Consider the following 21,204-nt stretch of genomic DNA (forward strand, 5'->3'; position numbering starts at 1 on the left):
ATCGTGACCGTATCGCGGTCCGCGGGGCGGTTACGGCTGTCGCCGACACAGGTTCATCGGCCATACTGCGCGCCGTGGAGCAGAAAACTGGGCAGAGCACCCCGCCGATACCGCCCGCCGGGTTCGACCCGGCGTTCATCCCCGGCCTGACGCCTCCCGCGAGGTCCGCGGCCGAGGTGCCGCCCGGGTCCACGTTCGCCGCGGGCGCGGCGGACAAAGAGCCGGCCGGGACGCCGGAGGACGAGCCGGAGACGGCACCCGAGGCCGAGGTCGCGTCCGAGGCCGAGGACGCCGAGTCCGCCGAGTCCGCCGACGCTTCCGAGGAGGCGGCGGAGGGCGAGGACACCGGGCCGGTGTTCACCGTCTCCGACCGCCGCGGCTCGATCACCGCCGACCGCACCGGCATCACCTTCAAGCTCGACGAGGAATCCGCCGAATTCGGCTGGGACGAGATCGGCGCCGTCGAGATCGACACCCCGCGCTTCGGCCGCCGCTTCTCCGTGACCGTCTACACCTCCAGCCGCCGCTGGTTCGACACCGACGTCGAGGCCCCCTCCAAGGCCGACCTCAAGACGTGGACGGCCGAACTCGAGTCGGTGCTCGACACGTACTTCGAGGACGACGAGGAGAAGGCTGCCGCCGAGGAGAAGGCCACCGAGGAAGTGGCGGAGGCCGCCGCCGGGACCGAGGCTTCGGACGCCGACACGTCGGAAGAGAAGGCCGAGAAGCCCGAGGACGCCGACGCGTAACCGGCTCAGACGGCGGCGGCCCGCCCGGAGCCGGAGCCGGAGCCGTTGACGATCGCCCGGATCGCGTGGACCGTACCGCCGTCGGTGCCGAAGTAGACGAGCCCGCCCGCCACCGCGGGTGTCGCCTGAATGGCGTTCCCGGTGGGCAGGTGATCGATTCCGACTCCGGTGGCGGCGTCGAAGGCGAAGAGCTTGCCGTCCATGCCTCCGACGTAGAGGATGCCGTCCGCCACGGCCGGGGACGCGTTGAGCGCGGTGCCGGCGGAGACGCACCAGCGCAGGGCTCCGGTGGCCTCGTCGATCGCGTACAGATTGCCGTCACCGTCACCCGCGTACACCCGCCCGTCCGCGACGACCGGGGAGAATCGCACGGGGCTCAGGGTGGCGCAGCGCCAGACCTGTGTTCCGGTACCGGCTTCGAAGCGGTAGACCGCGCCGTCGTGCTCACCGACGATGTGGATTCCGAGTCCGTCCTCCGTGACGGCCCGCGGCGAGGACCAGGAATTGCGCAGGGCCAGTCGGGGTCCCTTCTTCCCGGTCACGGCGTCGGTCGCGTACGCGTTGCGGCCGGTGTTGCCGCACCACACCTGGTCGGCGGTCACGGCCACCCACTGCAGGTCGGACATGCCCACGCCGCGGTGCCAGCGCTCGTGCGGGTCGGTGACATAGAAGCAGCGGAGATAGAACCCGCCGACGAAGTACACCCATGGGCCACGGGCGGCGACCGCCGCGGCGGCCTTTTGCCTGTTCGCGTTCTTGTACGTCCACATGACGGTCCCGGACAGGGTGTCGACCGCGTACAACTGGCCGCCGACGGTGGCGGCGAAGACCAGGCCGCCCGCCACGACCGGCGTGGACCGCACGGGTTGGTCGGTGGTGAGCCGCCACCGCTGCTCGCCGGTGGCGGCGTCGAACGCGTACAGGTGATGGCCGTCGGAATCGGAGCCGCCGTCGCCGCAGACGTACAGCACTCCGTCCGCCACGATCAACGGCGCGCGCACAGCGCCGTCGACGCGAGTGGTCCAACCGGGGGCGGCCGCCGGAGCGGGCTGCTCGGGCACGACGACGGGCTGCTCGGGCGCCGTCACCGGCGCCGTCACCGAGGCGGGGGTGTCCACCGAGGGCTCCGCCGGCTCCGGCCCCTCTTCCGCCACGTGCGGTACTTCCGTGTCCGGCGGTTCGGCGTCCCTCGGCTCCCGGATCTGCGAGCGCAGCACCTCGTTCGCCGCCGCCGACACGCGGCGCGAGTCGTCCTCCGCGAGCCGTTCCAACTCCGCCGTCGCGCGCTCGCGCACCAGAGGGTTGCCGATGCGGAGCAGGCGGGCGAGGGCGTCGACGGCGCCGAGGCGGTCCGTGGCGATGGGGCTGTCGAGGGAGTTGGCCAGGTGCGCGGGCAGCGTCCAGTGGACGTTGCGGGCGATGACGATCTGGCCCTCGACGTCGGCCTGCTTCTTCGGCCGCTGCTGCGGCATCTCGTCGACGACCTTCTCGTGCACGTACGCGTACAGCTCGTCGAGCGTGATGTCACCGTCGCCGTCGAGGTCGGCGGTGCCGTCGCGCAGACCGTTGACGAGGTGGTGGGTGAAGACCGAGCGGGCGGTGCCGCCGCGCAGCTCGCCGTCGCTCTCGAAGGAGAACTGGCTGGCGTCGGCGGCGGTGAGGACGGTACGGCCGCGGCCGCCGAAGGGTTCGAGGGCGTGCGTCTCGCCGTCGGACTTGGTGAGGCCGCCCGCTGCCGGGAAGGCGCCGCCGTAGCAGCAGTCGAGGATCAGCACCTGGCGGCGTGACATGCAGTCGGCCAGCGCCCGGTCGACGAGTTCGGCGGGGAGCGAGGTGAACGCGAGGTTGTCGCGGCGGGTGTTGGTCATCGCCAGGTGCAGCCGGCCGGCGTCGTCCTTGAGGCCGTGGCCGGTGAAGTAGAGCAGTACGAGGTCGTCGCGGCGCCGGTCGCGGCAGAGTTCGCCGATGGCCCGGCCGACCTCGTAATGCGGCTGGTTGACGAGCGTGGTGACCTCGAAGCCCGCGATGTCCGGGTCGCGCAGCGTCTCGCCGAGCGCCTCCGCGTCGTGCGCGGGCGCGGTCAACTGCCGTAGCCCCGCGTCCTCGTGCGCGTACGTCGCGATCAGCAGAGCCAGCCGTCGCCCCACTCGTCCCACTCTCCCCGCGTCGAGGTCCACGACCGCGGTTCCTTGCCATGGTCCCGGTCCGCCCCCCGATTCTGCCCCCTGCCGGGCCGGGGCCGAACCGACTTGCCCGAGTTCGCCGAGCGGCCCGCGGGCGGCGGCCCGCCCGGCGGGTCACGATGCAACGACTGATGCGGGAGTGTGCAAGAAGACAACTGCAAGCCGTACTTCATCGCCAAAGTTGCGAAATCATTTCGCACGAGCCTTGTGGTGCGCGATCCGCGCGACCTACTGTCACCTCACCCTCTCGGCAGATCTCGGGCAGATCTCGACAGAAACGAGCTTTCGATGTCTCGGAGCAGCACAGCCGCCGCGGCGGAGCCGGCGGGCAGACCGCGGCGAAGAGCCGCGGCCGTCGTGGCGTCGGCGACCGCGGTCGCCGTCGGGTTCGGCATCCTGGCCGGTGGCACGACGGCCATGGCCGGTACGGGGAAGGCCGCGGCCGGCGGCGGGCCGGTGGTGACCCGGGCCGCGCTCGACCCCGCCCTGGTGGCCGGCCGCGGCGCGACCGTCGGCTTCAGCGAGCAGGAGGCGGAGAACGCCGCCACCAACGGCACGGTCATCGGCCCGGGCCGGGACGCGTACACGCTGCCCGCGGAGGCGTCGGGCCGCAAGGCGGTGTCGCTGACGCCGGGCCAGTACGTGGAGTTCACGCTGCCGAGCGCCGCCAACGCGATCACCGTGCGCTACAGCATTCCTGACGCTCCGTCAGGCGGCGGCATCACCTCGCCGCTCGACGTGACCGTCAACGGCGGCCACCGGCAGTCGATGTCGCTCACCTCGCAGTACGCGTGGCTCTACAACCTGTATCCGTTCTCGAACGACCCGAACGCCGACATCCTGCACCCCGACTACTGGGTGACCGAGTGCTCCTGTGTCCCCCAGGACACCACCCCGGCACCGGTGTTCGCCAAGCCCTTCCGGCCCAACCACTTCTACGACGAGCAGCGGCTGTCGCTCGGCCGTACGTACCGCGCGGGCGACAAGGTGCGGCTGAAGGTGCCCGCGGGCGCCGCCGCCGCGACCACCACCATCGACCTGCTCGACTCGCAGCTCGTGGCGCCGCCGAAGGTCGACATCATCGCGGCCAACGTCCTTGCCTTCGGGGCCGATCCGACCGGCCGCCGCGACTCGGCGAACGCCATCGACAAGGCCATCGCCTTCGCCAGGCTCACCCACCTGAAGGTCTACATCCCGCCGGGCACGTACCAGGTCAACCGGCACATCGTCGTCGACAATGTGACGATCGAGGGCGCGGGCAGCTGGTACACCACCATCAAGGGCCACCAGGTCGACCTGGCCAAGCCCGCGCCGGACGGGTCCGTCCACACGGGCGTCGGCTTCTACGGCAAGGACGCGGCGGACGGCGGCAGTTCGAACGTCCACCTGTCCGGTTTCGCCATCCAGGGCGACGTCCGCGAGCGGATCGACACCGACCAGGTCAACGGCATCGGCGGCTCGCTCAGCAACTCCACCATCGACGGCCTGTACATCCAGCACACCAAGGTCGGCATGTGGTTCGACGGGCCGATGCACAACCTCAAGATCACCAACAATGTGATCGTCGACCAGATCGCGGACGGCATCAACTTCCACACCGGCGTGACCGATTCGTCGATCTCCGACAACTTCCTGCGCAACACCGGTGACGACGCGCTCGCGATGTGGTCGGAGAAGACCGAGGACGCGCGCAACACCATCGACCACAACACCGTGCAGACCCCGGTGCTCGCCAACGGCATCGCCGTCTACGGCGGCACCGACAACACTGTCTCGGCCAACCTGATCGCGGACCCGATCCGCGAGGGCAGCGCCATCCAGGTCGGCTCGCGCTTCGGCTCCGAGGCGTTCACCGGCCACCTGTGGATCACCGACAACACCACGGTGCGGGCGGGCACGTACGAGCTGAACTGGAACATCGGGCTCGGCGCGATCTGGTTCTACGCGCTGGAGAAGAACATCGACGCGGACATCCGGGTGACCGGGGACAACTTCCTCGACAGCACCTACAACGCGATCATGCTCGTCTCGGACTTCCCGGTGAAGGACCTGTACTCCATCACCAACGTCCACTTCAAGGACATCAAGGTCGACGGCACCGGCACCTCGGTGGTCAGCGGCCGGACGGCGGGCTCCGCGAGCTTCGAGAACGTGGACGCGCGCAATGTCGGCGCCGTCGGCGTCAACAACTGCGGCTCCTTCCACTTCACGCCCGCGGGCTCGGAGTTCTCCCTCACCGACCTCGGCGGCAACGACGGCGGCGGTACGACCGGGGCGTGGCTCGCCCCGTGGGAGCTGCCCAACACGATCACCTGCGACGACCGCCCGCCGGTCGTGGCGCCGCCGGCCCCGTCGGCGTGGTGACCCGTACGGCGGCCGGCGGTACGTGAGGCCGGACCCGGACCGGAACGGCCGTACGGCCGCGAGGCGCTAAGAAAGCGTTAAGACTCGCGGGGCGCGGTGACCGCGCCGGGGGCCCGCACCCCGGCAAAGTCCCCGCCGGAACGACAAAATGGCTGGTCGGCCGCCCGGAACACCCCGGGCGGCCGATCGCGTGTCCGGGGTACGCGATGCGTACGCTGGCCGGGCCGTCATCCGCGATGGCCCGACCGATCCGCCGCACCCCAGGAGCCCCCCGGATGACCACGACCGTCCCGCCCGAGCGGTCCGCCACGCCGCCGCACGGCAGCCGTCTGCGCGCCTGGCTGCTGGAGGGCCTGTCCGACATGGGCAAGCACCAGACGGCCGGCGCGGACGCGGCGGCCGAGACCGCCCCGCACAAGGGGCAGCGCTGGTGGCGGGTGATGTGCCTGACCGGCGTCGACTACTTCTCCACCCTCGGCTACCAGCCCGGCATCGCGGCGCTCGCCGCCGGACTGCTGTCGCCGGTCGCCACGATCGTGCTGGTGGTCGTCACGCTCGCGGGCGCGCTGCCGGTCTACCGGCGGGTCGCCGAGGAGAGTCCGCACGGCGCGGGCTCCATCGCGATGCTGGAACGGCTGCTGTCCTTCTGGAAGGGCAAGCTGTTCGTCCTGACCCTGCTGGGCTTCGCCGCCACCGACTTCCTGATCACGATGACGCTGTCGGCCGCCGACGCCTCCACCCACCTGGTGGAGAACCCGCACTTCTCCGGCGCCCTGCACAGCCACCAGATGATCATCACGCTGATCCTGCTCGCGCTGCTCGGCGCGGTCTTCCTCAAGGGTTTCCTGGAGGCCATCGGGATCGCGGTGGTGCTGGTCGGCGTCTATCTGGCGCTCAATGTCGCTGTCGTGGTGGCCGGCTTCTGGCACGTCGCGACCGCCGGGCACGTCGTCACCGACTGGTCGCACGGGCTCACCGCGGAACGCGGCAACGTCTTCGTCATGATCGGCGTCTCGCTGCTGATCTTCCCCAAGCTGGCGCTCGGCATGTCCGGTTTCGAGACCGGCGTCGCCGTCATGCCCAATGTCTCCGGCGACCCCGACGACACCGAGGAGCACCCGGCCGGGCGGATCCGCGACACCAAGAAGCTGCTGACGACGGCCGCGCTCATCATGAGCGCCTTCCTGATCTGCACCAGCTTCATCACCACGGTGCTCATCCCGAAGAAGGAGTTCGAGACCGGCGGCCAGGCCAACGGCCGCGCGCTCGCGTACCTCGCGCACGAATACCTCGGCTCCGCCTTCGGCACCGTCTACGACTTCTCCACCATCGCCATCCTCTGGTTCGCGGGCGCCTCCGCGATGGCCGGCCTGCTCAATCTGATGCCGCGCTACCTGCCGCGCTACGGGATGGCCCCGCACTGGGCCCGCGCGGTCCGGCCCATGGTGCTGGTCTTCATCCTCGTCGCCTTCCTCGTCACCTGGATCTTCGACGCAAGCGTCGACAAGCAGGGCGGCGCGTACGCCACCGGCGTGCTGGTGCTGATGAGTTCGGCCGCGCTCGCCGTCACCATCGCCGCCCGCGAGGCCCGGCAGCGACGCTGGGCGGTCGGCTTCGCGGTGATCTCGGTGGTGTTCCTCTACACCACCGTCGTCAACGTCGTCGAGCGGCCCGACGGCGTCAAGATCGGTGCCTGCTTCATCGCCGGGATCATCCTCGTCTCGCTGCTGTCCCGGCTCGCCCGCGCCTTCGAACTGCGCGTCACCGGCGTCGAGTTGGACCCCATGGCACAGCGCTTCGTCCGCGACATCGCCAGCCGCCGCATCCGCTTCATCGCCAACGAGCCGGGGCTGCGGGACGCGGCGGAATACCGCGACAAGGTCCAGCAGATCCGGGCCGACAACGACATCCCGGCCGAGGACGACCTGGTCTTCGTCGAGGTCACCGTCACCGACGCGTCCGACTTCGAGTCGGCGCTCCAGGTCACCGGGCACGTCCTGCACGGGCGTTACCGCGTGCTGTCCCTGGAAAGCTCCTCCGTCCCCAACGCGCTGGCCGCCCTCCTGCTCCACGTCCGCGACACCACCGGCTGCAAGCCGCACATCTACTTCGAGTGGACCGAGGGCGGCCCCTTCGCCAACTTCCTCCGCTTCTTCCTCTTCGGCCACGGCGAGGTCGCCCCGGTCACCCGCGAGGTCCTCCGCGAGGCCGAGCCCGACCGCGCCCGCCGCCCCCGCGTCCACGTGGGCTGAACCCTTGGCAGGGGGTGCCCGACAGGGGCGAAGGGCACGCATTCCGTAAGGGGAACGTGTGGGAACGCGCCGTAGGCGTCAAGCAGGCGTCAGGGGGTCGGGGCCCGGGCCCGGGCGGGGTGAAGGTGGAGGAGAAGCCGCAGGATCCCGCACCGAAGGAGCACCCCCGTGGAGACAGCCGACCCTCTTGATGCCCCGCTCTTCGTCCCCGTCCGACCGGGTCCGGCGGGCTGCTGGACGGCGCGGCTGTTCCGCTCGCCGCTCGGCACCCGCACCGCGGTGGCCTTCACCGGCGAGGACCGGCTGGTCCGCACGCTCGGTCCGGCGCAGCCGTGGATCCGGCTGTCCGAGCGGGCGCTGCGCGCGCTCACCGCGCCGCTCGGGGTGACGGCGCTGCGGATCGACCCGAGGCTGACGGCGCCGGCGCCCGCACCCGTGGCGGCGCCGGCCCCCGTACTGGCCGCGTAGCGAGAGGCAGGAGGAGGCAGGAGATGTCGATCTCCCTGAACACCCCGCCGGAGGCGGTCCCGTTGAGCGACGACGGCCTGTCGGTGTGGCCGGCGTCGGCCCGCCCCGGCCCGGACGGGGACGTGAGCGTCGGCGGGGTGTCGATGGCGGAGGCGGCGGACCGCTTCGGGACACCGCTGTACGTCCTGGACGAGGACGAGGTACGGGCCAGGGCCCGGATGTACCGCGCGGCCTTCCCCGACGCGGACGTCGTGTACGCGGCGAAGGCGTATCTGTGCCGGGCGGTGGCGCGCTGGATGTGCGAGGAGGGCCTGGGCCTGGACGTGTGCTCGGCGGGCGAGCTGGAGCTGGCCGTGACGACCGGCTTCCCGCCGGACCGCGTCGTCGTGCACGGCAACGCCAAGAGCCCGGGTGACCTGCGGGCGGCGGTCCGCCTCGGCGCGGGCCGGATCGTCATCGACAACGGCACCGAGATCGCCCGGCTGGCGTCGCTGCTGCCGCGCGGCAGCCGGCAGAAGGTGCTGCTGCGGGTGGTGCCCGGAGTGGTGGCCGGCGGCCACCCGGCGGTCCGCACGGGCACCGACGACCAGAAGTTCGGCCTGTCCATCGGCGACGGCTCGGCGCAGCACGCCGTCGACCGCATCCTCGGCCAGCCCGGCCTCGAACTCACCGGCCTGCACTGCCACATCGGCTCGCAGATCACCACGGTCAAGCCGTACGTGGCGGCGGTACGGCGGTTGGTCGGGCTGCTGGCCAGGATCCGCGACCAGCACGGAGTGGCCCTGCCCGAGCTGGACCTCGGCGGCGGCCACGCCGTCGCCTACCGCCCGGGCGAACCCGCCCTGGACATCACGGCGTTGGCCGCCCGCGTCCGCACCGAACTCGCCGACGGCTGCGCCCGCGCCGACCTGCCCGTACCGCGCCTGACGATCGAGCCCGGCCGCGCCGTCATCGGCCCGGCGGGCGTCGCCCTCTACCGCGTGCTGGCCGTCAAGCACACCCCGGACCGCCTCCTGGTCGCCGTCGACGGCGGCATGAGCGACAACCCGCGCCCCGCCCTCTACGGCGTCCGCTACGCCCCGCGCCTGATCGGCCGTACGGCCACCCGTACGACCGCCGCCGCCACGGTCGTCGGCCGGCACTGCGAGGCGGGCGACATCCTCGCCGCCGACGTCGAACTCCCCGCCGACATCCACCCCGGCGACCTCCTCGCCGTCCCCGTCGCCGGCGCCTACCACCTGGCGATGGCCTCCACCTACAACATGGTCGGCCGCCCCCCGGTCGTCGCCGTCACCTCCGGCACCTCCCGCCTCCTCGTCCGCCGCGAGTCCCTGGCGGACCTGCGCGCCCGGGACGTGGGCGAGTAGGACGTCGGGCGAACGGCACGAAGGCGCCCCCGGGAGAGGGCGCCTTCGTGGGTTCCGGGACCGCCGCGGTCAGCGTTCCTCGCGGAAGTCGACGTGCCGGCCGGCGACCGGGTCGTACTTGCGCAGGGTCATCCGGTCGGGGTCGTTGCGGCGGTTCTTGCGCGTGACGTACGTGAAGCCGGTGCCGGCGGTGGAACGGAGCTTGATGACGGGGCGGGTCTCGTTGCGTGCCATGCCTTCACTGTACGAAAACGATTTCCATTGTCAAGAGGTGGAGAGGCCCGGCCTCGGAGGAACCGGCCCCGACCGGTCCGCGTCCCTTGCCGCATGGGGGTCGTCGTGCTGTTCGTGGTCGGGGTGTTCGTCGCCGCGCTGCCGCTGCTCGCCTGGGCGTGCCTGGCGCGGACCAGGGCGATCGGGTTCGGCGTCGGCGCGGTGCTGCTCGCGGGCGCGGGCCTGCTGGTCGCGGTGCAGAACGAGTGGGTGGCGGCGCCCCGCCCCGACGTGCACGCCCTCTACACGGCGGTGACGCTGCTGGTAGTGCTCTTCGGCGTCGCCCTCGAACGCCAGCAGGAGGGCCGCCCCGACACGGCCTGGGGCCACCGCAGGAACACCGCCGTCGGGATCCTGATCCTCCAGTCCTCCGTCACCCTCGTGACGTCGCTGTTCTTCCTCGGCCTGTCCGGCGAGGGCGAGACACCCCCGGCGAGCGCCGTCCCCGACCTGCCGCCGGGCCTGACCGTCACCGCCCGGTCCACCGGCTGCGGCTCCGGCAGCTGCTACCGCGTCCTCGACATCGGCACCACCACCCACCTGACCCGCACCCAGATCATCGCCGCCCTGGACCGCCCCACCCCCACCTGCCACCCCAACGGCTGGTTCCTCGACCGCCGCCCCCTGTGCACCGAGGTCGACACCCAATTCCCGACCGTCCGCCTCGTGATCAGCCTCGGCTCGTCCCTGGACTGACACCAGGCCCGGTGGCCGCGGTGAGGCGGCGGAGGAGGGCGGTCGTGGTGGCGAGGATCGCGGGGCGGGTGACGGTGGGCGGGTCGGTGGATTCGAAGGCGTGGTGGGCCTCGGGGGCGTCGACCAGGTCGAGGGGGGTCGCGGCGGTGCGGGCCGCGGTGAGGAAGGCGGTGACCGTGGTGGCGATGGCCGGGTGTTCACGGCCGGCGCGGGTGAGGACAACCGGGAGGGGGCCGGGGGCGGGGTGGAAACGGGTCGCCGACAGGCCCCAGTTGGGGAGCGGGTCGAGGACGGGGTAGGTCAGGGCGACGCAGCGCAGCCATGGGGGCGGGGCCGCGAGCCAGTCCGAGGAGAGCAGGCCGCCCGCGGAGAAGAACCACAGGGCGACGCGGTCGGGGTCGACGCGCGGGTCGGCGCGCAGCAGGGCGACGGCGGCCGCGACGTCGTCGGCGGCGCGCGCGAAGTCCGTGATGTCGTGCAGGCGGTGGTCGACGACCGCGCCCACCACACCCCGGGAGGCGAGGAGTTGGGCGTAACCGCGGAAGGACGGCCAGTCGCGGGGCGTCGGGCGGACGCCCGCGGGGACGGGGCCGCCATGTACCAACAGGACAGCGGGCGCGGGGTGTTGGGTGTCGGCGGGCAGGTGGAGGTCGACATCGCCGTGCCGTTCGCGGGCGTGCTCCGGTACGGGTACGGGGAACGGCCGCTGCGGGGCGGGCTGTTGACCGGGCTTCCGGGGGGCGAGCTGGTGCCCCTCCCCCGCCGCCGCCCGCAGCAGGACGTCCGCGAGTCCGGCCGGGTCGGACAGCATCGGCCAGTGCCCGGTGGCCAGGTCGAGGAAGTCGACGTGCGGCGCGGCGAGGACGGCGAACCGGGGGTCGCCGAGCCCGACCAGCGACTCGACCAGGGCGATGGAAGAGCCGTTCTCGGTGCAGAAGACGCCCGTGGTCGGCAGCGGCGGGGCGGAGCCGGTGAGCCGCAGCGGCTGCGTCAGGGTGGCGCGCGGCTGCGGCACCGCCCGTTCGGCCAGCCGCGCCAGCGCCTCCGGCGGGACGCCGGCCGTACTGCCGTACCGCGGCCAGTCGTCGGCGGACGGCGGCGGCAGGAGCGGGCCGGCGGACGACGTGACGCTCTCGCGGAGCCCGGCGTCCTGGATCAGGGCGAGCGGCGGGTCGCCGTCCCTCGGGATGCCGGTGTCCAGGTGGACGACGCGCGCGACCCGCTCCGGGCGGCGGCCGGCGGCGCCGAGCACGGGGTGGATGCCGTAGTCGTGGCCGACGAGGACGAGGTCCCGGGACTCGATGGACGGGTCCGCGTCGTCGATCAGCGCCAGCACATCGGCGATGTGCGTCTCCAGATCGGTGCCGGGCGGCGCCCCGCCACCGCCCGGGCCGCCGTCGAGACCGGTGAGCGCGGCCGGAAGGGCCGCCGCCCCGGCCGCCCGCAGCCGTTCCGCGGTCTCCTGCCAGATCCAGCCGCCGGTATGAGCACCTGCCACCAGGATGAAGGTCGTCACGCCGCACTCTCCTCGGTCGGTTACGTCCGGCCGGTACCGTAGGAACTCCCCCTGAGGGAGGTTCAAGCCGTGCCGCCCGACCGCATGTGGACCATCGGCGAACTCGCCGAGCAGGCACACGTCACCGTCAAGACGGTCCGCTTCTACTCCGACCGCGGCCTGCTCCCCGAGGCGGCCCGCAGCAGCGGCGGCCACCGCAGGTACGGGCCCGGCGCGCTCGAACGGCTGCGGACGATCCGCGCGCTGCGCGCCCTCGGCCTCGCGGTCCCGGAGGTCGTCCGGGTGCTGGACGGGGAGCAGGAGGCGGACGACGGCCTCACCGACGTCATGGCCGAGGTGATCGACGGCCGGCTGCGCGAGATCGGCTCGGGCCTGGCCGCGCTGCGCTGGCGCGAGGCGGCGCTGCGCACCCTCCAGGACTGCCCGCCGGGCGAGCGGGCCGAGCGGCTGCTGCTGGTGGGCGCGGTGCCGGCGCCGCCGAGTACGGCCGCGCTGGCGCGTTTCTGGCGGCGCTGGCTGCCACCGCGGCTGCCCGCCCGCCTGGTCACGGCCGTCCTGAACGGGACGATCCCGCCGCTGCCCGAAGCGCCGACCCCGGACCAGGCACTGACCTTCGCGCGGCTGCACGCCCTGGTCACCGGCGGCTGCGACGGCTCGGCACGGGAGCGTACGCAGCCCGCCGCGCACAGCACCTCCGACGGCTACCGGCCCGATGTCCTCTACGACGGACTGATCGAGGCGTACGGCCTGGCGGGCGTACGGATGCGGGCCGGGCGGGCGCCGCGCGAGGGCGAGGCGCTGGACTGCTTCGTCGCCGCGTACGCCGACGCGCGCGGGGTACGGGACACGCCCGCCTTCCGCCGCGGCCTCGGCGGGGTCCTCGGCGCCGACCCGCGGATCGACCGCTACTGGCAGCTCGCGGGCGAGCTGTTCGGGCCCGGCGAGCCGACCCCGGGCAGCACGCACGACTGGCTGCTGGCGGCGCTCGCCGAAGGGAACGCGCGGGCCGCCTGATCGTCCGGTACGGGATCGTCGGCTTCCTGGAGACCGGCCCGACCCGTATGGATACGCCCGGAATGCGGAATCCGGCGGGTGCGGCGATGCTGGGAGGGCAACGGGGAGAGCAAGGCGTTCCCCCAAGGAGGGCAGCCATGTCCATGCTCGACAAGATCAAAGGCATGCTGAAGGGCCACGAGGACCAGGCCCGCAAGGGTGTCGACAAGGCCGGCGACATGGTCGACCAGAAGACGCAGGGCAAGTACAGCGGCCAGGTCGACCAGGTCCAGGACAAGCTCAACGACCAGATCGGCCGTTCCGACCAGCAGTAGTCGGACACCGTAGCCCCACGGAGCGCCGTACCTCCACGGGCGGGGCGTGTGCTCACCGGCCGCCGCCGGTGAGCACACAGCCGCGTCCGGGCCCGGGCTCGGGCCACTGCGCGGCGGTGGACGTCACACCCAGCCGTACAGCTCCTTGAGCCGGTTCACGACGAGATTGAACCGGCCCCGGTCCAGCGCGCACGCCTCGCGCCGCATGCCGCGCTCGTGCAGCCGCAGCACCCGGTCCACCGACACCCACGACTCGCGGCCCTCGCGGTCCCACGGCCCGGTGCCGATCGGCACCCACTCGCGGTCGTGGTCGTGCCGCTTGCTGGACAGCTGCACGGCCAGCAGCGTGCCGGCCGCCTCGCGGGCCACGACCAGCACCGGCCGGTCCTTGCCGCGCCCGTCGTTCTCCTCGAACGGCACCCAGGTCCAGACGATTTCGCCGGGGTCGGGGTCGCCGTCGTGGTCGGGCGCGTAGGACGTCCGCACCCGGCCCACGTCGCGGGGTTCGGCCTCGGTGGTGGCGTACGGGCCGGTGGCGCCGGGGAATTCGCCGTGCGATTCAACGTTGGCAGTCATCCCGCAGACGGTAGGCCCTCCGGGCGTCCGGCGGACGCCCGGGTCACCACCGGCCGGGCCACGGGGTCACGAACGACCGGCCGCCCGGGTCACCAACGGCCGTGCACCTGGGCCCTGATGCGGCGGTCGTACAGGTCGCGCACCGCCTTCAGCGTGTCGTCGTCCAGCGCCGGCAGCGCGGCGGCAGCGGCATTGGCCCGCGCCTGGGCGACATTGCGGGCGCCGGGGATGACGCTGGTCACGCCCGGCTGCTGGATGATCCAGCGCAGCGCCGTCTGCGCGGGCGTGGCGCCCCCGGACGCGAGCGCGGCGAATTCGGCGGCGGCCTCGAGACCCGTCTCGAAGTCGACGCCGGAGAAGGTCTCGCCCTGGTCGAACGCCTCGCCGTGCCGGTTGTACGTGCGGTGGTCGTCGGCGGCGAAGACGGTGTCACGCGTGTACTTGCCGGTGAGCAGGCCGGAGGCCAGCGGCACCCGGGCGATGATGCCGACGCCCGCCCCGGCGGCGGCCGGCAGCACCTCCTCCAGCGGCTTGAGCCGGAACGGGTTGAGGATGATCTGCACGCTCGCCACGCCCGGCCGGGCGATCGCGGTCAGCGCCTCCGCGCAGGTCTCGACGCTCACCGCGTACGCGGCGATCCGCCGCTCCTCGACCAGCGTGTCCAGCGCGTCGTACACCTCGTCGGAGGAGTAGACGGCGGTCGGCGGGCAGTGCAGCTGCACCAGGTCGAGGGTGTCGACGCCGAGATTCGCCCGCGAACGGTCGTTCCAGGCACGGAAGTTGGCCAGGACGTAGTTCTCCGGGGTCTGTTCGGCGCGGCGGCCCATCTTCGTCGCGACGAAGAGGTCCGCGTCCGGGCGCTCGCGGCGGTAGCGGCCGATGAGCTGCTCGCTGCGGCCGTCGCCGTACACGTCGGCGGTGTCGAAGAAGGTGACGCCGCCCTCGACGGCTGCGTCCAGCACCGCGAAGGCGTCCTCCTCGCGCACCTCGCCCCAGTCGGCGCCCAACTGCCACGTACCGAGCCCGACGACCGACACCGGGCGGCCGGTCCTGCCAAGAATCCGCTGTTCCATGCGGCCGATCGTACGTCGCGGGCGGCGCGTGACCCGCTGCGTGCGCCGCCGCGCGCGCAGCCGAACGGGCCGCCGAACGGGCCGCTAGCGGGCGAAGGCCGCGGCCGCGTCCCGCAGTTGGCGGTGCAGGCCGCGGTGCGGGGTGCCCGGCGGGAGCCAGTCCTTGCGGATCTTGGCGACGGCCGTGTAGTTGGTGTCGCAGACATTGGCCAGCGGCGCCTCGCCCGCCTGCGTGAGGAACTGGTAGGCGTCCAACTCCTCCAGGCCGTAGTCGCGTTGGAGCCAGCGGACCATGTCGAGCTGGGCGATGCGGAAGGCGTCCTCCAGCGGGCGGGCCGAGCCGGTGGAGATGATGTGCGTGTCGGACTCCAGGCGCGGCCAGGGCGTGGCGACGCCCTTGAGCAGTTCCACGACCACCACGGTGTTCATCGCGCACTCCACCGCGACCCCGCACGTCTCGCCCTCGCCCTGCCGGGCGTGCCCGTCGCCGAGGCTGAGCAGCGCGCCCTCGACATTGACGCCCAGGTAGCAGGTGGTGCCGACGCGCATTTCCGGGGTGTCCATGTTGCCGCCGTGCGCGTCGGGCACGAGCGCGGAGCGCACCTCCAGATTGGCCGGCGCGACCCCGACCGTGCCGTGCATCGGGTCCATCGGCAGTTCGAGCCGCATGCCGCCGTCGCGGGTGGTGAAGGCGCAGGTCCGCCGCTCGCGGTCCAGCTCCCACATCCACACCACCTCGGGCAGCGGCGGCTGGAGGGTGGCCGTGGTGTGCGTCGAGGTCAGCGCGCCGAACAGCGGCACCGTCGTGGACGCCGCCCAGTCCCTGGCGGGCTCGATCGACACGAAGTGCACGGCCAGCGTGTCGCCGGGCTCCGCGCCCTCCACGTGGAAGGGCCCGGTCTGCGGATTCAGGTACGGGAATTCGCAGACCTGCGAGACCAGGTCCTTCGCGGACCGCACCCGCCCCGCGAAGCAGTCCTCGGTGAACACGTCCAGGACGTCCCCCGGCCGCACCCGCGCCACGGGCGCCGCCCCGCCGAACGTCCAGGCGTAGGAACCTGCTTCGGGCCGTACGGTCACGATTCTCGGGTCACCCATGGCCGTTCAGCCTAGGGGTTCCGTGGTGCGTACGGCAGGGGCCGCCGGTTCGCCCACCGGTAGCGGGACGGTCACGGAGAGCAAGGCGTTTGCGGGGTGCGGGGACGGGCGTACGCTCGGCGGAGTGAGGGCGGAAATGCCCTGAATACGGAGAAGCGGGCGAGGTGGGTGGGTTATGACGATCATCGGATCGCGGCACCACGGGGCCTCGGACGAACCGGAGGGCCCGGAGGGGCCCGCCGACCGGGAGGCCAGTCACCGGCGGGCCAGGGTGCTCAGCGAGGTCGCGGCGGAGGGCCCGGTCGGGCTGTCGCGGGTGCTGCGCCGGGCGGCGGCGGGCGACGCGGACGCGGCCGGCATCCGGGTCGAGGCGCTGGTACGTGCCCTGCCGGGGATGGGGGTGCTCGACAGCCACGACCTGCTGCTGAGCGCGCGCATCCGGGAGACCGGGCTCGCCGGTGAGCTGAGCCCGGGGCAGCGGGTGGCGCTGGTGGAATTCGTGGACCGCGCCCGGCATCTGCGCGAATCGGGGCTTCCGTGGGCGGCCTCGGCCTGATCCCGACGCCTGCGGACGCCCCGCGACGCTCCCGTCCCGACGCCGGTACGGAAGTGCTTGCCATGGAGTCCACTCCAGGGTGTTGGCTGGGGACCCATGGAGTACACGCAGCTCGGACGCACCGGTCTCAAGGCCAGCCGCCTCGTGCTCGGCACGATGAACTTCGGCGCGCAGACCGGCGAGGCCGACAGCCACGCGATCATGGACGCCGCGCTGGACGCGGGCATCAACTTCTTCGACACCGCCAACATCTACGGCGAGGACGACCACAAGGGCCTCACCGAGGAGATCATCGGCAGCTGGTTCGCCAAGGGCGGTGACCGGCGCGACAAGGTGGTGCTGGCCACCAAGCTCTACGGCAACATGACGCAGGGCAACGCCTGGCAGGAGTCGCCCTGGCCCAACCACCAGCGGCTCAGCGCCCTCAACATCCGGCGCGAGGTCGAGGCGAGCCTGCGGCGGCTCGGCACCGACCACATCGACGTCTACCAGTTCCACCACATCGACCGGGCCACGCCCTGGGACGAGATCTGGCAGGCGGTCGACGTCCTGGTCCAGCAGGGCAAGGTGCTCTACGCCGCCTCCAGCAACTTCGCCGGCTGGCACATCGCGCAGGCCAACGAGGCCGCCGCGCGGCGCGGCACCCTCGGACTCGTCAGCGAGCAGTGCCTGTTCAATCTCTTCGAGCGGCGCGCCGAGATGGACGTCCTGCCGGCCGCCCGGGCGTACGGGCTCGGCGTCGTGCCCTGGTCCCCGCTGCACCAGGGGCTGCTCGGAGGTGCGCTCCGCAAGGAGCGGGACGGTTCCGGTGCCCGCACCAAGGCCGGGCGCTCGGCGCGCGGCCTCGCCGATCCTGTCGTGCGTGCGCAGGTTCAGTCCTACGAGGACCTTTGCGACGCGCACGGGCTCGCTCCCGGCGAGGTCGCCCTCGCCTGGCTCCTCGCCCAGCCCGGTGTCACCGGGCCCATCATCGGGCCCCGCACCCCCGAGCAGCTGGGCTCCGCCCTCCGCGCTCTCGACCTCGGCCTCTCCGTCGACCTCCTCGACTCCCTCGACAAAATCTTCCCGGGCCCCGGCCCCTCCCCAGAAGCCTTCGCCTGGTAGCCGGCCCCCCGCCGAGGGGGCGGTGCCCGATGTCTTTTAGGGGCGCGGGAACGCGGCGCCGCGCCGGCGGAGGACGGTCACCCTCAGGGGCGCGGGGAACTGCGCGCCCAGCCACAGCGCGCCTTCAGACAAAAAACCGCCTCCAGCGGGGCAGACGCTGTTTGTTTCGCGACCACCGGGCCGGTGGGGGCTGAGCGCGCAGTTCCCCGCGCCCCTAAAAGACCTGACTCACCGCACTCCGCAGAAGACCTCACGGGCCCCCATCCCCGGAGGGGCACCGCCCTCCGCAGGAGACCTCACGCACCCCACCCCCGGAGGGGCACCGCCCTCCGCAGGAGATCAGGCGCCCCCGGCCAGGGGATCACTCGGCGCCCCCCGCAGGGGGACCGTCCGCCGACGGGAGGCGGATGCGGAAGAGGGCGCCGCGGCCCGGAGCGGTGTCGAGCTCGACATAGCCCCTGTGCGCGGCCACGAGAGAAGCACAGATCGAGAGGCCGAGGCCGGCGCCCCCACCGGCGTGCCGACTACGGGAAGCGTCCACGCGATAGAAGCGTTCGAAGACCCGCGCGGCCTGTTCGGGGGCGAGCCCCGCCCCGGAGTCGGCTACTTCGAGCACCCCGTGCCCCCCGACCGTGCCGACCCCGATCCGTATCGGCGTACCGGCGGGAGTGTGTGCGACGGCGTTGCCGACGAGATTGGCGACGACCTGCCGCAGGCGCGCCTCGTCGCCGAGGACGGGCGCGGGCCCGGGCGGGGTGCCGGGCCCGCCGGGCCCGGTGAGGGAGACCGCCCGGGACGGGTCGAGCGCGGTCGTGTCGTGCAGCGCGTCCACGGCGAGGGTCCGCAGGTCCATCGGCGCGAGCTGGAGCGGCCGCTGCTCGTCGGCCCGTACGAGGGTGAGCAGGTCCTCGACGAGCCCGCCGAGCCGTACGGCCTCGCTCTCGATCCGCGCCATCGTCCGCTTGACGTCGGCCTCGTCGGGCAGCGCGCCCATCCGGTACAGCTCGGCGAAGCCGCGGATCCCGGCGAGCGGTGTGCGCAGCTCGTGCCCGGCGTCGGCGACGAAGCGCCGCATCTGCTGCTCGGACTCGGCGCGGGCGGCGAAGGCCGACTCGATCTGGGCGAGCATGCCGTTGAGCGCGGTGGACAGCCGCCCGGCCTCGGTGCGCGGCGACGCGGCGGGCATGCGGTGCGACAGCGGGCGCCCGGCCGCGATCTCGGCGGCGGTCGTCTCGATCCGCCGCAGCGGCCGCAGCCCGGCGCGTACGGCGAACCAGCCGGCGATCCCGAGGAGCGCCACGACGGCCCCGCCGATCAGCAGGAACGCGGTCCGCAGATGCTCGGCGGTGGACGACACGTCGTCCAGGGAGGCCGCGACGACGACCCCGGCGGGCAGCGCGCCGCCGCTCGTACGGGTGGTACGGGTACTGCCGGTGGTCGCGCCGGCGGCGGTGACGGGTTCGATCAGCACCCGCCACCGGCCGCCGCCGTGGTCGCTGGCCACGTCGAAGGGCTTGCCGAGCCGGGCCCGCAGGGTCGCCGCGTCCATGTCCGGCCACAGCGGCCGCGGATCCCCGGCGGAGACCGGCAGCCGGAACTGGTCGGAGACGGTGCCGTCGGCCGCCGCGAAGGCCACCACGAACTGGCTCGGCAGCCACGGCCGCGGCGACCCGGTGCCGGGCCGTACGTAGCGGGGCGCGGGCACCCCGTCGGTGCCCAGCCGGCGGGCGAGCGGTTCGCCGTACCGCTGGAGCTGCTGGTCGACGCGCTGCACCTGCTGGCCGCGTACGGTGCCGAGCACCACGGTGTCGCTGACGACCAGCGCCAGCAGCACCAGCACGAGGGAGAGCAGGACGAGCCGGGAGCGCAGCGACAGCGCGGACGGCCGCACGGACACCCGGGGCGGGCGCCTCACGGCGGTCAGCCCTGCGGGCGGCGCAGCACGTAGCCGACGCCCCGCACGGTGTGGATCAGCTTGGGCGCGCCGTCCGCGCCGGAGTCGACCTTGCGCCGCACGTACGAGATGTAGGACTCGACGATGCTGAGGTCGCCGCCGAAGTCGTACGCCCACACGTGGTCGAGGATCTGCAGCTTGGACACGACGCGGTCGGCGTTGGCCATCAGGTAGGCCAGCAGCTTGAACTCGGTCGGCGACAGCGAGACCGGGCGTCCGGCGCGCAGCACCTGGTGGCCGGTCTGGTCCAGTTCGAGGTCGCCCGCGACCAGCCGGCCCTCGTCGGCGGGGCCGCCGGTGCGGCGCAGGATCGCCCGGATGCGGGCGATCAGCTCCTCCAGGCTGAACGGTTTGGTGACGTAGTCGTCGCCGCCCGCCGTCAGGCCGCTGATCTTGTCGTCCACACCGTCCTTGGCGGTGAGGAAGAGGACCGGCAGCCGGTCGCGGTCGGCGGCGCCGGCCGCCCCGCGCCCGTGCGGCCCGGCCTCCTCGCGCAGCCGCCGCACCACCGCGAAACCGGTCATGTCGGGCAGCATCACATCGAGGACGACCAGGTCGGGGCGCTCACGGGCGACGGCGGCCAGCGCGTCCGCCCCCGAGGCGGCCGAGGCCACTTTGAAGCCGACGAAGCGCAGGGACGCCGAGAGCAGCTCCCTGATGTTGGGCTCGTCGTCGACGACCAGCAGGCTCGCCTCGGGCGTCGTGTCCATGGAGTCCTCCCGGGCCCCGTCCGGGCCCCGTCCTGCGCGGTGCGGGTGCCGCCGCGACACCGCGGCGGTCTCGCACCGTACGCTCCCGACCTGTGAGAACGGGGCCGGCCGGTCAGTTGCCGCCGCCGGATCCGCCCGCCGTACCCGTACCGCCGCCGGTGCCGCCGCCAGAGCCGCCCCGGCCGCCGAAGCCCCCGAAACCGCCGCCGAAGCCGCTCGCCGTGCCGCCCTCGGTGACGGTCGTGGCGGCGATGTCGCCGGAGGAGTTCGCGCTGCCGCGTACGGTCACGCTCTGGCCGGGCTGGAGGTCGGACGCCTTGCCGTCCTTGGAGACGGTGACCTTGGTGGACTTGCCGGTGGTGACCTTGACGATGCCGCCCTGGGCGTCGGTGACGTAGATCGTGTCGCCGTCGACGAGTTTGACCGTGCCGATAGTGACGCCGGAGCCGTTGCCGCCGCCCGTACCGGCCGTGCCGCCGGCGCCGGGGAAGCCGCCCGCACCCGGTGTCGTACCGGAGCCCGTACCCGTACCGGAACCCGTGCCGGAGCCCGTTCCCGTACGGCCGCCCGCGCCCGCGAAGGCCGAGGCGAAATTGCGGGCCGCGGCCGAACCGCCGCCGCCGGACGTCCCGTTGAGGTGGTGCTTCTCCACCAGGGCGCCGCCCGCGAAGGCCGCCGCGGCGACCACGCCCGCCGACAGCAGCAGCGTCAGCCACGGCAGTTTGCGGCGCGGCGGCGCGCTCAGCTCGGCGGAGATGTCCCGCGCGTCCGGCGGCTCGGCGAGGATGTCCTCAGGACCGGCGGCGGGCACCAACTCACCCTGTTCACGGACGAGTTCGACCTCACCGATGCCGGACTCCGGCTCCGGGACGGACGGCAGCACCTCCGTGTCGGCGTCGGCCCTCACCAGCTCACTACGGCGTCGTGCCATGTCCGT

General features: G+C 73.0%; 19 protein-coding genes. 10 read left to right on the top strand and 9 right to left on the bottom strand.

The window, feature by feature from the left end; all coding sequences use genetic code 11:
* Positions 1-74: 74 nt before the first annotated feature.
* On the top strand, positions 75-749 hold the full coding sequence (locus tag BM076_RS03450) for a hypothetical protein (protein WP_093711842.1): 675 nt from the start codon (positions 75-77) through the stop codon (positions 747-749).
* A 5-nt stretch (positions 750-754) separates the two neighbouring features.
* On the opposite strand, the gene BM076_RS03455 is transcribed toward BM076_RS03450, so the two are convergent.
* Positions 755-2,896 (bottom strand): caspase, EACC1-associated type, encoded by a 2,142-nt coding sequence (locus BM076_RS03455; RefSeq protein WP_093711843.1) that lies wholly within the window; start codon positions 2,894-2,896, stop codon positions 755-757.
* A gap of 324 nt (positions 2,897-3,220) precedes the next feature.
* Here BM076_RS03455 and BM076_RS03460 point away from each other — a divergent pair, with 324 nt between their 5' ends.
* The 4 genes from BM076_RS03460 (at position 3,221) to lysA (ending at position 9,383) form a co-directional block, all read left to right on the top strand.
* The gene (locus BM076_RS03460) at positions 3,221-5,296 is read left to right on the top strand and encodes a glycosyl hydrolase family 28-related protein (protein WP_093711844.1); all 2,076 of its coding nucleotides are present in this window, start codon (positions 3,221-3,223) and stop codon (positions 5,294-5,296) included.
* Positions 5,297-5,571: 275 nt separating this feature from the next.
* A complete protein-coding gene (locus BM076_RS03465; RefSeq protein WP_093711845.1) occupies positions 5,572-7,548 on the top strand; it encodes an APC family permease in 1,977 nt (658 codons plus the stop codon).
* 168 nt (positions 7,549-7,716) lie between these two features.
* Positions 7,717-8,016, top strand: coding sequence for an SAV_915 family protein (locus BM076_RS03470; RefSeq protein ID WP_322934418.1), 300 nt, complete (start codon positions 7,717-7,719; stop codon positions 8,014-8,016).
* A gap of 23 nt (positions 8,017-8,039) precedes the next feature.
* Positions 8,040-9,383, top strand: coding sequence for a diaminopimelate decarboxylase (lysA, locus tag BM076_RS03475; RefSeq protein ID WP_093711847.1), 1,344 nt, complete (start codon positions 8,040-8,042; stop codon positions 9,381-9,383).
* A gap of 69 nt (positions 9,384-9,452) precedes the next feature.
* Here lysA and rpmG read toward each other — a convergent pair whose 3' ends face one another.
* Positions 9,453-9,617, bottom strand: coding sequence for a 50S ribosomal protein L33 (gene rpmG / locus BM076_RS03480; protein ID WP_093711848.1), 165 nt, complete (start codon positions 9,615-9,617; stop codon positions 9,453-9,455).
* Between the two features lie 93 nt (positions 9,618-9,710).
* Between rpmG and BM076_RS03485 the strand changes: the two genes are divergently transcribed.
* Entirely contained in the window at positions 9,711-10,352 is a 642-nt protein-coding gene (locus tag BM076_RS03485) for a hypothetical protein (RefSeq protein ID WP_093711849.1), read from the top strand.
* On the opposite strand, the gene BM076_RS03490 is transcribed toward BM076_RS03485, so the two are convergent.
* Positions 10,327-11,868, bottom strand: a complete 1,542-nt coding sequence (locus BM076_RS03490; protein ID WP_107416925.1) for an alpha/beta hydrolase — start codon at positions 11,866-11,868, stop codon at positions 10,327-10,329. The two genes, BM076_RS03485 and BM076_RS03490, sit on opposite strands and share 26 nt — an antisense overlap.
* Before the next feature lie 69 nt (positions 11,869-11,937).
* Between BM076_RS03490 and BM076_RS03495 the strand changes: the two genes are divergently transcribed.
* Together BM076_RS03495 and BM076_RS03500 are read left to right on the top strand one after the other, a co-directional pair.
* Positions 11,938-12,882 (top strand): MerR family transcriptional regulator, encoded by a 945-nt coding sequence (locus tag BM076_RS03495; RefSeq protein WP_407640611.1) that lies wholly within the window; start codon positions 11,938-11,940, stop codon positions 12,880-12,882.
* Positions 12,883-13,019: 137 nt separating this feature from the next.
* Complete coding sequence (locus tag BM076_RS03500; protein ID WP_093711850.1) at positions 13,020-13,196, top strand: antitoxin; 177 nt, start codon at positions 13,020-13,022, stop codon at positions 13,194-13,196.
* A 123-nt stretch (positions 13,197-13,319) separates the two neighbouring features.
* Here BM076_RS03500 and BM076_RS03505 read toward each other — a convergent pair whose 3' ends face one another.
* The 3 genes from BM076_RS03505 to BM076_RS03515 all read right to left on the bottom strand — a co-directional run bounded on the left by BM076_RS03505 (position 13,320) and on the right by BM076_RS03515 (position 15,943).
* Positions 13,320-13,772 (bottom strand): type II toxin-antitoxin system PemK/MazF family toxin, encoded by a 453-nt coding sequence (locus tag BM076_RS03505; protein WP_093711851.1) that lies wholly within the window; start codon positions 13,770-13,772, stop codon positions 13,320-13,322.
* An 89-nt stretch (positions 13,773-13,861) separates the two neighbouring features.
* A complete protein-coding gene (locus BM076_RS03510; protein ID WP_093711852.1) occupies positions 13,862-14,845 on the bottom strand; it encodes an aldo/keto reductase in 984 nt (327 codons plus the stop codon).
* An 84-nt stretch (positions 14,846-14,929) separates the two neighbouring features.
* On the bottom strand, positions 14,930-15,943 hold the full coding sequence (locus BM076_RS03515; RefSeq protein WP_093711853.1) for an acetamidase/formamidase family protein: 1,014 nt from the start codon (positions 15,941-15,943) through the stop codon (positions 14,930-14,932).
* Positions 15,944-16,118: 175 nt separating this feature from the next.
* On the opposite strand from BM076_RS03515, the gene BM076_RS03520 reads away from it, so the two are divergent.
* Together BM076_RS03520 and BM076_RS03525 are read left to right on the top strand one after the other, a co-directional pair.
* Positions 16,119-16,499, top strand: coding sequence for a hypothetical protein (locus BM076_RS03520; RefSeq protein WP_093711854.1), 381 nt, complete (start codon positions 16,119-16,121; stop codon positions 16,497-16,499).
* A 96-nt stretch (positions 16,500-16,595) separates the two neighbouring features.
* Positions 16,596-17,603 (top strand): aldo/keto reductase, encoded by a 1,008-nt coding sequence (locus BM076_RS03525; protein ID WP_093711855.1) that lies wholly within the window; start codon positions 16,596-16,598, stop codon positions 17,601-17,603.
* Positions 17,604-17,964: 361 nt separating this feature from the next.
* On the opposite strand, the gene BM076_RS03530 is transcribed toward BM076_RS03525, so the two are convergent.
* The 3 genes from BM076_RS03530 to BM076_RS03540 form a co-directional block, all read right to left on the bottom strand.
* Entirely contained in the window at positions 17,965-19,500 is a 1,536-nt protein-coding gene (locus tag BM076_RS03530; RefSeq protein WP_245795698.1) for a sensor histidine kinase, read from the bottom strand.
* A 23-nt stretch (positions 19,501-19,523) separates the two neighbouring features.
* Positions 19,524-20,267: a response regulator transcription factor gene (locus tag BM076_RS03535; RefSeq protein WP_093711856.1), complete on the bottom strand. Its 744-nt coding sequence runs from the start codon at positions 20,265-20,267 to the stop codon at positions 19,524-19,526.
* A gap of 112 nt (positions 20,268-20,379) precedes the next feature.
* Positions 20,380-21,198, bottom strand: coding sequence for a hypothetical protein (locus tag BM076_RS03540; RefSeq protein WP_143120515.1), 819 nt, complete (start codon positions 21,196-21,198; stop codon positions 20,380-20,382).
* Positions 21,199-21,204: the final 6 nt, after the last annotated feature.

It is taken from the genome of Actinacidiphila alni (genome assembly GCF_900112845.1).
In the GTDB taxonomy this organism is placed as follows: domain Bacteria; phylum Actinomycetota; class Actinomycetes; order Streptomycetales; family Streptomycetaceae; genus Actinacidiphila; species Actinacidiphila alni.